Genomic DNA, 12,639 nt, shown 5'->3' with positions numbered 1-12,639 from the left:
CTTGGCTTTCCGTGACGGGGTGGCCTGTCAAGGGTGGAGCGCAGCGACATCGCGTAGCGACGCGACCGTAGGGAGCGCCCTTGATGGGTCGGCCCACCCCGGAGAGACAGTTGAACTGGCGGGCAGCCCCCGGACCCCCACCGACCCCGCCCCAGCGAAGCCGCAGGCAAACGCGGCGAAGCCCCCGCCCACCGCGGCGAAGCCGCGCCGCCGACTCCCTCACCAGGACCCGGTGGCCCGCACCCCCGCCAGCAGCGTCGAGACCTCGTCCGTGTCCAGGCGGAGCGCGGCGCCGACCGTGGTCAGGACCTCTCGCTCGGCCGGGATGTACGGGCCGTCGGCCAGGGCGATGCGGGCGCCCTGGAGCAGCAGCGACTCGCGGCCCGGGCCCGCCAGGTGCGGGGCCAGGGGCTCCAGTACCTCGTGGAGTTCGATCGAGAGGGCGGCCCCGCAGCACTCCGGCCCCTCGTACAGCCCCAGCCGACCCTCGTCGGTGGCCAGTGCCTCGACGAGGGACTCCAGCTGCTCCTCCGTGCAGTCCTGGAAGCCCGCGCCCCGTACGACCCCCACGGCCGCCTCCAGGGCGCTGCGCGAGGACGTGCCGCCCGCCGCCAGGACCGCGAGGGTGACGGTGTGGACGGCGTCCCGCAGCATCGCCGAGAAGCGGGTGGTGGTGGGGTGGTCGAGCACCTCGGTGTCGTAGCGGTCGCGGCAGGCCGCGCACTCGACCACGGGGCCGACGGTGCCGCGCGGCAGCAGCGGCACGCCCAGCACGGTCAGCCGCCGACGGCCCGTGCGGCGCCGGTAGTTGCGGTCACCGCCACAGCTCGGGCAGAAGAACTCTCCGTCGCCCACGGTGTTCCAGGTGGTACGGATGCCCCACGCCAACAGCTTCCGGCCGGTCCCGCCCCGAACTGGCAGCACGTTCGCACCTCCGTAACGGTCCGGCAACATCGCCGGGTTGGCGTGATGTTAGCCACATCGGTGAGCATGCGTCAGTCGTGTGACAAGACAACATCGGTCGAGTCCGCGAGTTGGCCGAAGTGCGCTCTCGGCGGTACCCCCGGAATACCCCTCGTTTTCCGCCCGAATCCTCCCTCGTTCGAGGGACCCCGCCACGCACCGCGGCCCCGCCCCCTCGTGCGCGAGGGGGCGGGGCCGCGGTCCGGGACCGGCCTCAGCGACCGGCGCGGTTGACCGCCGAGATGACGGCCTTCAGCGAGGCGCGCGTGGTGTTCGCGTCGATGCCGATGCCCCACAGGACCCGGCCGTCGATGGCGCACTCGATGTACGAGGCGGCCTGCGCGGAGGCGCCCTCGCTCATCGTGTGCTCGGTGTAGTCCAGCAGGCGGGCGTCGATGCCGATGGCGGCCAGTGCGGCGAAGAAGGCCGAGATCGGACCGTTGCCGGTGCCCTCCAGCACGGTCTCCGCGCCGTCGACGACCGCTTCGACGGTCAGCGTGTCGGTGCCGTCCTTGTCCGTGGTCGTCTGGCCGGAGCGCAGCTGGATGCGGCCCCAACGGGCTTCCGCGTCCGCGCTGTTGGGCAGGTACTCGTCCTCGAAGATGGACCAGATCGCCTTCGGCGTGACCTCGCCGCCCTCGGCGTCGGTCTTGGCCTGGATGATCCGCGAGAACTCGATCTGCATGCGGCGCGGCAGGTCCAGCTTGTGCTCGTTCTTCAGGACGTACGCGATCCCGCCCTTGCCGGACTGCGAGTTGACCCGGATGACCGCCTCGTAGGAGCGGCCGACGTCCTTCGGGTCGATCGGCAGGTAGGGCACCGCCCACTCAATGTCGTCGACCGTCTTGCCCTGGGCGGCCGCGTCGGCCTCCATGGCGTCGAAGCCCTTCTTGATGGCGTCCTGGTGGGAGCCGGAGAAGGACGTGTAGACCAGGTCGCCCGCGTAGGGGTGGCGCGGGTGGACCTCCATCTGGTTGCAGTACTCGGAGGTGCGCCGGATCTCGTCGATCTCGGAGAAGTCCAGTTCCGGGTCCACGCCCTGGGAGAACAGGTTCATGCCCAGCGTGACCAGGTCGACGTTGCCGGTGCGCTCGCCCTGGCCGAACAGGCAGCCCTCGACGCGGTCGGCGCCGGCCATGACGGCCAGTTCGGCGGCGGCGACGGCGGTGCCGCGGTCGTTGTGGGGGTGGACGGAGATGCAGACGAAGGGGCGGCGGGTCAGGTTGCGGGCCATCCACTCGAAGCGGTCCGCGTGGGTCGAGGGCGTGGAGCGCTCGATGGTGGCGGGCAGGTTCAGGATGATCTCGCGGCCCTCGCCCGGCTGCCAGACGTCGCAGACGGCCTCGCAGACCTCCAGGGCGAAGTCCAGCTCGGTGTCGGTGAAGATCTCCGGGCTGTACTGGTAGCCGAAGACGGTCTCGTCACCCAGGATCTTGTCGGCGTAGTCCATGACCAGGCGGGTGCCGTCGACGGCGATCTGCTTGATCTGTTCCTTGGAGCCGCGGAAGACGACCCGGCGGAAGGTCGGCGCGGTGGCGTTGTACAGGTGCACGGTCGCGCGCTTGGCACCGACCAGCGATTCGACGGTGCGCTCGATCAGGTCCTCGCGGGCCTGGGTCAGTACGGAGATGGTGACGTCGTCCGGGATGGCGCCCTCTTCGATGATGGAGCGCACGAAGTTGAAGTCGGTGTCGCCGGACGAGGGGAAGCCGACCTCGATCTCCTTGAAGCCCATGCGCACCAGCAGGTCGAACATCTCGCGTTTGCGGGCGGGGCTCATCGGGTCGATCAGGGCCTGGTTGCCGTCGCGCAGGTCGGTCGACAGCCAGCGCGGAGCCTTGGTGATGCGGGCGTCCGGCCACGTGCGGTCGGGGATGTCCACCTGCTCGTACGCGCCGTACTTGTGGATCGGCATGCCGGAGGGGCGCTGCGTGTGCGTGGCGTTGGTGATCGGGGTGGGTCGTCCCGCAAAGGTGTGCTGAGTCATGGCGTAGGGCTCCTCGCGTGTCCACGTGATGTTCGCTGGGACGGCCGACAGGCAGTAAAACCGCAACACCGGACTCCGCGGGGAGGGGGTCGGCCTACGACTACAGGCCCTCGCCGCGGCAGCTAAGGAGAAGCAGCCCAAAACGCATGATGACCGCACCCTAGCCCAGCCGCGCGGCTGTGCGGGGACCTGTTTCAGTATGCAAGACCATGCAGTCCGTTTTGCACCACTTGCGAGCTATGCCTCTTACGGTGCGCCGAGGTCCGGGTGATCCGTCAACCCGGGTCCACCCGGTTTCAGACAGTCGAATGAATCATGGTTGCAGCTAGTGACACCGGCATGACCCAGTGCCACATTTCCCGGCATGGATGCCACACCTCAGCACCCCGTCTTCTGCACGATCGTGCCGCCGCACGTCCTCGACCGCATCGCACGCTCCGACGACACCCGGCGCGCCGACCTCGCGCAGCGCACCCTGGAACACGACTCGCTCCAGCGCACCCGGCGCCGCATCAACACCGTCCGCGGCATCGCCCCGGCCCTCGGCACCCCGCCGTCCGACACCCCGGCGCGGACCATCTACGACGCCCAGCACCACACCCGGCTGCCCGGCAAGAAGGTCCGCGCCGAAGGCGGTCCGCTGCACAAGGACGCCTCCGTCAACCGCGCGTACGCCGGCCTCGGCTCCACCTTCGAGCTGTACCTGAAGGCGTACGGGCGCCACTCCATCGACGATTCGGGCCTGCCCCTGAACGCCAGCGTCCACTACGGCGAGCACTACAACAACGCGTTCTGGGACGGCACCCAGATGGTGTTCGGCGACGGTGACGGCGACCTCTTCGTCGACTTCACGGTCTCGGTGGACGTCATCGGGCACGAGCTGACCCACGGCGTCACCCAGTACACGGCCAACCTGGAGTACTACGGCCAGTCCGGCGCCCTGAACGAGTCGATGTCGGACGTCTTCGGCTCGCTCATCAAGCAGTACTCCCTGGACCAGAACGCGCAGGAGGCGGACTGGCTGATCGGGGCCGGACTGCTCGGGCCCAACGTCAGCGGGGTCGCCCTGCGCTCCATGAAGGCCCCCGGCACCGCCTACGACGACGACGAGCTGGGCCGGGACCCGCAGCCCGCGACGATGGACGGCTACGTCAGGACGAGCGGGGACAACGGTGGGGTGCACATCAACTCCGGCATCCCGAACCACGCCTTCTACCTGGCCGCCACCGAACTCGGCGGCAAGGCGTGGGAGCGGGCCGGCCAGATCTGGTACGACACCCTCACGGGCGGCGAGCTGGCCACGGACGCGGACTTCGCCTCCTTCGCGCGCCTGTCGACGGCCGCGGCCGCCACCCGCTTCGGGTCGGGCGGCGCCGAACACGAGGCGCTCCTGAAGGCCTGGTCGCAGGTGGGTGTGCCGACCGCGTAGAGCCGGTAGACAGGTCCCATGCGGATTCTTGTGGTGCGGACCGGCGGCTTCGCGGGCATCGAGCGCCGGGTCGAGATCGACACGTCGGGCCTGCCCGACGAGGCGCAGTGGCAGGCCCTGGCGCGGCTCGCGCTGCGCCCGGGACCGCCGGGTCCCGCCGCCGACCGGATCCGGGACGGGTTCTCGTACCGGATCACGGTCGACGACCGGACGGTGTCGTGCCACGACCCGAACCTCTCCGACGCCCAGCGCCAACTGATCACCCGGGTCCTCAAAGAAGGTGCCTGACCAGGTCCTCTCTGTTTGGATGCCGGGATGACCTCTCGCGATGATCTCGACGCCCTCGAGCACTACTACGACACCGTGCCGCGGACCGGGGGTGCGCGGGCCGAGGACTTCGGCCCGCTCACCCTGTTCGTGCAGGAGGGCGACGGCTGGCCCTACTACGCGCGCCCGTCCCTCGCGGACGGGTCCGCGCCCGCCGCGAGCATCGCCGACGTCGCCCGGGTCCGCGCCCGCCAGCGGGAGCTGGGGGTGCCCGAGGCCTTCGAATGGGTGGCCGAAAACACCCCCTCGCTGCGCGCCGCCGTGGAAGGCGCCGGACTGCATGTTCATGCGCACCCGCTGATGGTTCTGGACCTGGACGAGGTACGCGTGCCCCCGCATCCGGAGGTCCGGATGCTCGATGCCGACGACCCCCTGCTGCGGGCGGCGGTGACCGTCCCGATGCTGGCCTTCGCGGCGCCCGGCACCGCCCTGGGCGAGGCGGGTCCGGCCGAACTGGCGGCCGCCGCCGCGGATCCGGCGAGCGGGGCCCGGCGGGCGCAGGTGGCGCGGCGCATCGACGCGGGCCTGAGCGGCATGGCGGCCGCCGTGCGGGGCGACGTGGTCCTGTGCTCGGGCCAGTACAACCCGGTGGGCACCACCGCCGAGGTCGTCGGCGTCGGCACCCTCCCGGCGGCCCGCCGCCAGGGGCTGGCGCAGGGCGTCACGGCGGCGCTGGTCGCGGACGCCCTGGCCCGGGGCGCGCGAACGGTGTTCCTCTCGGCCGGCGACGAGGACGTGGCCCGGATGTACGGGCGGATCGGCTTCCGCCGCGTGGGCACCGCCCTGATCGCGGAGCCGCCGCAGGAGGAGGAGGCGGCGGCGGCGGAGTAGCAGCCGCCCGCCCGCGGCGCGTTTGCCGAACCGGCAACAAACTTTGTCCCGGGCCGGGCCGCGGGCGCAGCATCGGCGGTGCAGGCAGCCACTCCGGCGCCCGGCACCCCGGCGCCCGTACAGCAGGAAGAGGCCCCCATGCCCGAGACCGCCGAAACGCCCGAGCAGGCGCACGCCCACCGGTCCCCCGCCGACCCCGCCGCCACCGGCGCGGAGTTCTGGGACGCCCGCTACCGCGAGAGCGAGCGCATCTGGAGCGGGAACGCCAACACGGTCCTGGTCCGCGAGATCGACGGCGTCGCCCCGGGCCGCGCCCTGGACCTCGGCAGCGGCGAGGGCGGCGACGCGGTCTGGCTGGCCCGCCGGGGCTGGCGGGTCACCGCCACGGACATCTCCGGCGTCGCCCTGGAGCGCGGCGCCGCGCACGCCGCCGAGGCGGGGGTCGGCGACCGGATCGAGTGGCAGCGCCACGACCTGGCCGAGTCCTTCCCGGCCGGCGAGTTCGATCTGGTCTCGGCGAGCTTCCTGCACTCCTACGGCGACTTCCCGCGCGAGCGGATCCTGCGCACCGCCGCCGCGTCGGTGGCCCCCGGCGGCGTCCTGCTGATCGTCGGCCACGCGGGCTGGGCCAGCTGGCAGGAGAACACCCACCCCGAGGTCCGCTTCCCGACGCCGGAGCAGGTCGTGGCGGAGCTGGAGCTGCCGGAGGGCGCCTGGGAGGTGCTCCTGGCCGAGGAACACGAACGGGCCCAGGACCGGCCTGACGGCCGGCCCGGGACCCGGACGGACAATGCGGTGAAGGTACGGCGCCTGCGCTAGGAGGCGTGCGCGGTCAGAAGCCGAGCTTGCGGAGCTGCTTGGGGTCGCGCTGCCAGTCCTTCGCGACCTTCACGTGCAGGTCGAGGAAGACGGGGGTGCCGAGCAGCGCTTCGATGTGCTTGCGCGACTTCATCCCGACCTCCTTGAGGCGCGAACCCTTCGGGCCGATGATGATGCCCTTCTGGCTCGGCCGCTCGATGTAGACGTTGGCGTGGATGTCCAGCAGCGGGCGGTCGGCCGGGCGGTTCTCGCGCGGGATCATCTCCTCGACGACCACGGCGATGGAGTGCGGGAGCTCGTCGCGCACGCCCTCCAGGGCGGCCTCGCGGATCAGCTCGGCCACCATCACCATCTCGGGCTCGTCGGTGAGGTCGCCCTCCGGGTAGAGCGGCGGGCTCTCCGGGAGCAGCGGGGCGATCAGGTCCGCCAGCAGCTGGACCTGGCTGTCGCCGACCGCCGAGACCGGGACGATCTCGGCCCACTCGAAGCCCAGCTCCGCGCCGAGCTGGCTGATGGCGAGCAGCTGCTCGGCCAGTGCCTTGGACTCGACCAGGTCGGTCTTGGTCACGATGGCGATCTTGGGGGTCTTCTTGATCCCCGCGAGTTCCTTGGCGATGAACTTGTCGCCGGGGCCGAGCTTCTGGTCGGCCGGGAGGCAGAAGCCGATGACGTCGACCTCGGACCAGGTGGCCCGCACGACGTCGTTCAGCCGCTCGCCCAGGAGGGTGCGGGGCTTGTGCAGGCCGGGGGTGTCGACCAGGACGAGCTGGGCGTCCGGGCGGTGCACGATGCCCCGGACCGTGTGGCGGGTGGTCTGCGGCCGGTTGGAGGTGATCGCGACCTTGGTACCCACGAGTGCGTTGGTCAGGGTCGACTTGCCCGCGTTGGGACGGCCGACGAAGCATGCGAAGCCCGCGCGGTGCGGGGCGGTGGGCTCGGGGGAACGATCGCTCATACGGGCCATTCTCCCCGATGCGGCTCCCAGCGCCGACCAGGCGGTGGCGAGCAGGACCGTCGCACCCGCCAGCGGGGCCCCCGACCAGGGGTGCGCGGCGTACCCGGCGCTCGCCCGGGCGGTGGTCCCGGGGGCCGTGGCGCGGACGGTCACGGTGGTCCGTTCGAGGGCGGGCGGGTCCGCCCAGTGCTCGGTGAACCGGACCCGCTGGCCGGGCAGCAGCTCGGCGCGGGCGGTCGCCGCGCGGTGCGACAAGGAGCGGCCGAAGGCTCCGCCGACGGCGAGGGCGGTCCGGGGGCGCAGGGTGACGTTCCCGAGGTTGTGGAGCGTGTACGAGACCTCGGCGCCGGAGCCCCGGCGGGCGACCGCGAGCCCCTCGACGGCCAGGGCGGGCGCGGTCGGCCCGGCGACCCGGAGGTACACCCGGGCGGCGACGGCCCGCTGCACGTCGATCCCCGTGCTCCCCGCGGCGCCGCCGGGCCGGTCCGCCAGCGCGACGACGGCCCCGGGGTGGTCCCCCGGCTCGGCCCGCTCGGGCACGGTCAGGGTGAACGGCACGCTGACCGACCCCCGGGCCGGCACGGTGACCCGGTCCTGTGCGAGCCGGGTCCAGGCCCCGGTGGCCTCCCGCGGCTCCTCGGGCCCGCGCGGGGCGAAGCCGCCGTCGCGGGCGGTGTTGTAGGCGTCGGCGGCGTAGAGGCGGAAGGTGAGCGGGGCGGGGGTGCGGTTCGTGAGGGTGACGGCGTCGGAGACGGTGGTTCCGGGGGCGGCCGCGAGGTAGAAGTACGGGCGCTGGGCGATCTTGTTGGCGGCGGGGAGGACGGACCACTGCCCGTTGTCGGCGGCCGCGGCGCCCCCGGCGGGCCCGAGCGCGAGCAGCAGCGCGCACAGCACGGCGCGCGCGAGCGCCGGGCCGCCCGGCCGGGCCCTGCGTGCGAGCGCCGCCCGCGCGCGGCCCCCGGTCACGACAGGGTCAGCGTGAGGACGGCCGTGTAGGCCCCCGGCGGGGTGTAGGGCGGCAGCCGGAGGGTGACGACCGCGTCCACGGTGAAGGTGCCGCCCGCCGCCGACGCGTCCGGGGTCGACGCCAGGACCGCCCCGCCCTCCCCGACCGTTCCGGCGCTGCCCGCCGCGCAGGTGCTGCGGCTCCCGGCCGCCGACACGCAGACCGGGGTCCAACTCAGCTCGGCGCCGGGGACCTTCACCCCGCCGGGGCCGGTGAAGTCCGTTACCTTGCCGATCAGGGACCAGCCGGCGGGGCCGCCGCGCGCGTCCTTGACGGTGACCGTGCCGATCCGCCCGGGGGCGGCGACCCCGTCGCCGTACGCGATCGCGCCGAGCGTGACGGACTCCCCGGCCTGGGTCATCGTCAGCGCCCCCGGTTCGACCGTCGCCGTCACCCGCTGCGTCCCGGCCAGCCGCTCCCGGGCGGGGGGCGGGTCCGCGAGGACTGTGTACGCGCCCGGGCCCGAGCCACGTTCCGCCGTCCAGGCCGGGCCCTCGTAGGCGACGACGGCGGTGGTCGTCCGGTCGGTGACCGGCAGGTCGGCCAGGACCGCGCCGAGCCGGTCCGCGGTCGCGGTGACCCGGTCGGCGGTGGGCGCGGCGCCCGCCCGCCCGGTGACGGTGACGGCCGCGCCCGGGGTGAAGCCGCTGCCGGTGACCTTGACCGCGGCGCCGGGCCGGCCGGACGCGCCGCCGAGGGCGACGGCGCGCAGGTTGGCGGCCGGCAGCGCCCCCGCCGTGAGCCGACCGGCCACCGGCACCACCGCCTTTTCGCCCGCCGCGGCCGGGGCGGGCGCGCAGGTGGTGTCGAGGTCGAGCAGGTGGGTGGTGTGCAGGGTGTAGGCGCCGGGGGCGAAGGTGGTCTCGCCCGGCGCGGTGACGGTGAAGGTGCCGGTCATGGTGACGGCGGGGAGGACCGCGCCCGCCGGCACCGGGTCGTTGGTCCTGGCCCCGACCACGGTCACCTCCCCCTGCTGCGCCCCGCCCAGCACGATCACGCCGGTGGGTGTCAGCACGTCGGCCGGGAGGTCGGTGGTGAGCGGGTTCACGGCCGGGGTGGCGGCCACCCGGTAGGTGACGGTGACCGTGTCGCCGACCCGGGGCGCGGGGTTGTCCACGGTGAGCACCGCGGTGGTGGGGCCGTCGGCGGGCGGCAGCCCGGCCTCCTGCGGCGGCACGCAGTGCGTGGGGAAGTCGACCTGGCCCGCCGGGGTCGGCTCCCCGCCCTCGGCGGAGGCCGGTGCGCTCAGCGCGCCACCCGCCGCGGCGGCGAGGACGGCCATGCCGACGGCCGCCGACCAGCCCCTGCTCCGCGTCCCTCTGCGCACCGCGACACCCCCGCTGTCCACCTCGGCAGGGGGCCATTCACGAGCGGGCGGCGGAAGATGTCAAGGGAGCGGCCCGACGTCACCTGATGGGCCATCAGATGACGTCAGGTTCGGGGTCCGCCATCCCACCTCCGCGCCCCCTCAGTCCCCTTCGCGCTGCCGGAAGGTCCGCCGGTACGCCGTCGGGCTCACCCCCAGCGCCGCCTGCACGTGCTTGCGCAGCGACTGGGCGTGGCCGAAGCCCGCCTGCCGGGCGACCTCCTCCATCGGCAGTGCGGTGCGCTCCAGCAGCTGCCGGGCCCGCTCCACCCGCTGCATGACGATCCACTGGCCGGGGCTGACCCCGGACTCCTCCCGGAAGCGGCGGGTGAACGTCCGTACCGACATGGCCTCCTGGCGGGCCAGATCGGTCAGCCGGACCGGCTCGTGCAGCCGGTCCAGGACCCAGGCACGGGCCGCCGTGGTGCTGGCCAGCTGCGGCCGCGGCACCGGCCGCTCGATGAACTGCGCCTGGCCGCCCTCGCGGTGGGGCGGCACGACGGTGCGCCGGGCCACGTCGTTGGCCACGGCCGCGCCGTGGTCGCGGCGCACGATGTGCAGGCACAGGTCGATCCCGGCGGCCACTCCGGCCGAGGTCAGCACGTCCCCGTCGTCCGTGTACAGCACGTCGGGATCGACCAGGACGGCCGGGAAGAGCCGCTGGAAGTGCGCGGCGGAGGCCCAGTGGGTGGTGGCGCGGCGGCCGTCGAGGTACCCGGCCGCGGCCAGGACGAACCCGCCCGTGCAGATGGAGACGAGCCGGGTGCCGGGGCGCACGTGCGCGAGGGCGGCCGCGAGCTCCGGGCCGAGCCGCCCCTCCTCGTAGACCGGGCCCAGCTCGTAGGAGGCGGGCACGACCACCGTGTCGGCGGTGGCCAGGAGCTCCGGGCCGTGGGCGACCTCGACGGCGAAGTCGGCGTCGGTGCGGACCGGCCCGGGCGCGAGCCCGCAGGTGAGGATCTCGTACAGCGGCCGGCCCGCCGGATCCTGGGCGCGGCCGAAGATCCGGTGCGGGATGCCCAGCTCGAAGGGCAGCAGGCCGGTGAGCGCGAGGACGACCACGCGGTGCGGTCGGCCGTGCGGTCCGGCGGGGTTCGTGGCCCGATCGGTCATGGCCCGATCGTAGCGAACCCTGTCGGTCAGGCCACTGGATCACGGCCTCCGGGGGCCGGAAGCTGTCCGTGTGACCCAGACAGCGCCCCTCCCCGGCAGCACCCCGCCCGACTCCGCCGCACCGGCTCCGGCCCCGCGCCCCGCCGGGCGGATCCACCGCGCCTGGTCCGTCGCCGCCGTCACCTTCGTGACGATCATCGGGGCCGCGGCCTTCGCCTCCCTGCCCGGTCTGCTGTTCGACCCGCTGCACGAGGAGTTCGACTGGTCGCGCGGCACGATCGGTTTCGCCGTCTCGGTCAACCTCGCCCTGTACGGGCTGACCGCGCCCTTCGCCGCGTCCCTGATGGACCGCTACGGCATCCGCCGGGTCGTGGTGGTCGCGCTGCTGGTGATATCCGGCGGCACGGCGGCCACCGTGTGGATGACCGCGTCCTGGCAGCTGGTGCTCTTCTGGGGCGTGCTCGTGGGGTTGGGCAGCGGCTCGATGGCGCTCGCCTTCGCGGCGACGGTGACCAACCGCTGGTTCACCGCCCGGCGCGGCCTGGTCACCGGCATCCTGACCGCGGCCGGCGCCTCCGGCCAGCTGGTCTTCCTGCCGCTGTTGGCCTGGCTGGTGGAGCACCACGGCTGGCGCCCGGCGGCGGTCACCGTCGCCCTCGCCGCGCTGGCCGTCGTACCGTTCGTCTGGCTGCTGCTGCGCGACCACCCGGCGGACGTGGGGCTCGCCCCGTACGGCGGGGAGTACGCCCCCAAGCCCGCCCCGGTTCCGGGCGCCGCCCGGCGCGCGCTCACCGTGCTCTTCAAGGCGGCCCGCACCGGTCCCTTCTGGCTGCTCGCCGGGACCTTCGCGATCTGCGGCGCCTCCACCAACGGCCTGGTCAAGACGCACTTCGTGCCCGCCGCGCACGACCACGGGATGCCGGTGACGGCGGCGGCCGGACTGCTGGCGGTGATCGGCGTCTTCGACGTGATCGGCACGGTGGCCTCCGGCTGGTTCACCGACCGCTTCGAGCCGCGCCGACTGCTGGCGGTCTACTACGCGCTGCGCGGGGTCTCGCTGCTCTTCCTGCCGATGCTGCTGGCGCCCTCGGTGCACCCGCCGATGGTGTTCTTCATCGTCTTCTACGGCCTGGACTGGGTCGCGACCGTCCCGCCGACGATCGCCCTGTGCCGGGAGCAGTACGGCGAGGACAGCGCGATCGTCTTCGGCTGGGTACTGGCCTCGCACCAGGTGGGCGCGGCGCTGGTGGCCTTCCTCGGCGGCCTGGCCCGGGACGCCTTCGGCTCGTACGACCTGGTCTGGTACGCCTCGGGGGCGCTGTGCGCGATGGCCGCGCTGATGGCGATGGTCATCCGGCGCCGCCGCGACCCGCTCGCACCGGCCGCGGTCGCGGCCGGCACCTGAGCGGAGCGCCTCGGCGCCGGTTCAGCCGGCCGTGATCGTGGACTTCAAGGTGCCGTCCGGGGCCGCCAGCAGGACGGGGGTGGCCGCGCCGCCGAGGTCGCGGACGGCGGCCCGGTCGGCCTCGTCCACGCCGTCGGCCGCGCTGACCACCGCGGCGGCCTCCAGGGACTGGGCGCCGCTGGCCACGGCCATCGCGACGGCCGTGCGCAGCGCACTGAGCTTCAGCGACTCCAGCTCCACGGTCCCGGCGACGTACGTACGGCCCGTCTCGTCCCGGACCGCCGCCCCCTCGGGCACCGCGTTGCGGGCCCGGGCGCTGCGCGCCAGCGTGATGATCTTGCTGTCCTCGGGGCCGAGCTCGGCGCCGCCGTTGTCGTGATCGCTGTCCGTCATGCCGGAAAGCATAGGAGCGCCTCGGCGCGGCCGTGCAACCGCCCC

11 protein-coding genes and 1 pseudogene are annotated in these 12,639 nt (G+C 73.7%); 5 read left to right on the top strand and 7 right to left on the bottom strand.

The genetic code is table 11. From position 1 onward, the window contains the following. Positions 1–219 precede the first annotated feature (219 nt). The gene (locus ACFWAR_RS37950; protein WP_385787860.1) at positions 220–924 is read right to left on the bottom strand and encodes a TerB family tellurite resistance protein; all 705 of its coding nucleotides are present in this window, start codon (positions 922–924) and stop codon (positions 220–222) included. Between the two features lie 253 nt (positions 925–1,177). Further along, a complete protein-coding gene (leuA, locus tag ACFWAR_RS37945) occupies positions 1,178–2,950 on the bottom strand; it encodes a 2-isopropylmalate synthase (RefSeq protein ID WP_385787857.1) in 1,773 nt (590 codons plus the stop codon). Positions 2,951–3,314: 364 nt separating this feature from the next. On the opposite strand from leuA, the gene ACFWAR_RS37940 reads away from it, so the two are divergent. The 4 genes from ACFWAR_RS37940 to ACFWAR_RS37925 all read left to right on the top strand — a co-directional run bounded on the left by ACFWAR_RS37940 (position 3,315) and on the right by ACFWAR_RS37925 (position 6,356). Next, positions 3,315–4,379, top strand: coding sequence for a M4 family metallopeptidase (locus tag ACFWAR_RS37940; RefSeq protein ID WP_385787854.1), 1,065 nt, complete (start codon positions 3,315–3,317; stop codon positions 4,377–4,379). Positions 4,380–4,397: 18 nt separating this feature from the next. Beyond that, entirely contained in the window at positions 4,398–4,667 is a 270-nt protein-coding gene (locus tag ACFWAR_RS37935; RefSeq protein WP_385787851.1) for a protealysin inhibitor emfourin, read from the top strand. Between the two features lie 27 nt (positions 4,668–4,694). Continuing rightward, positions 4,695–5,537 (top strand): GNAT family N-acetyltransferase, encoded by an 843-nt coding sequence (locus ACFWAR_RS37930; RefSeq protein ID WP_385787848.1) that lies wholly within the window; start codon positions 4,695–4,697, stop codon positions 5,535–5,537. 138 nt (positions 5,538–5,675) lie between these two features. Further along, the gene (locus tag ACFWAR_RS37925; protein WP_385787845.1) at positions 5,676–6,356 is read left to right on the top strand and encodes an SAM-dependent methyltransferase; all 681 of its coding nucleotides are present in this window, start codon (positions 5,676–5,678) and stop codon (positions 6,354–6,356) included. Positions 6,357–6,369: 13 nt separating this feature from the next. On the opposite strand, the gene era is transcribed toward ACFWAR_RS37925, so the two are convergent. The 4 genes and pseudogenes from era to ACFWAR_RS37905 all read right to left on the bottom strand — a co-directional run bounded on the left by era (position 6,370) and on the right by ACFWAR_RS37905 (position 10,796). Beyond that, a complete protein-coding gene (era, locus tag ACFWAR_RS37920; RefSeq protein WP_354380333.1) occupies positions 6,370–7,320 on the bottom strand; it encodes a GTPase Era in 951 nt (316 codons plus the stop codon). 501 nt (positions 7,321–7,821) lie between these two features. Beyond that, positions 7,822–8,205: pseudogene (locus ACFWAR_RS37915) on the bottom strand (WxL protein peptidoglycan domain-containing protein); the annotation flags it as partial. Between the two features lie 68 nt (positions 8,206–8,273). Then, entirely contained in the window at positions 8,274–9,599 is a 1,326-nt protein-coding gene (locus tag ACFWAR_RS37910) for a beta-xylosidase (protein WP_385787862.1), read from the bottom strand. Positions 9,600–9,785: 186 nt separating this feature from the next. Then, a complete protein-coding gene (locus ACFWAR_RS37905; protein WP_385787843.1) occupies positions 9,786–10,796 on the bottom strand; it encodes a GlxA family transcriptional regulator in 1,011 nt (336 codons plus the stop codon). A 70-nt stretch (positions 10,797–10,866) separates the two neighbouring features. Here ACFWAR_RS37905 and ACFWAR_RS37900 point away from each other — a divergent pair, with 70 nt between their 5' ends. Next, positions 10,867–12,201, top strand: coding sequence for an MFS transporter (locus ACFWAR_RS37900; RefSeq protein WP_385787841.1), 1,335 nt, complete (start codon positions 10,867–10,869; stop codon positions 12,199–12,201). Between the two features lie 21 nt (positions 12,202–12,222). On the opposite strand, the gene ACFWAR_RS37895 is transcribed toward ACFWAR_RS37900, so the two are convergent. Continuing rightward, entirely contained in the window at positions 12,223–12,594 is a 372-nt protein-coding gene (locus ACFWAR_RS37895; RefSeq protein ID WP_385787838.1) for a cytidine deaminase, read from the bottom strand. Positions 12,595–12,639 lie beyond the last annotated feature (45 nt).

This window comes from Streptomyces sp. NPDC059917 (assembly GCF_042730635.1).
GTDB lineage: Bacteria > Actinomycetota > Actinomycetes > Streptomycetales > Streptomycetaceae > Streptomyces.
Note: the sequence above shows the minus strand (reverse complement) of the source record. Positions and strands in the feature narration are given on the sequence as shown.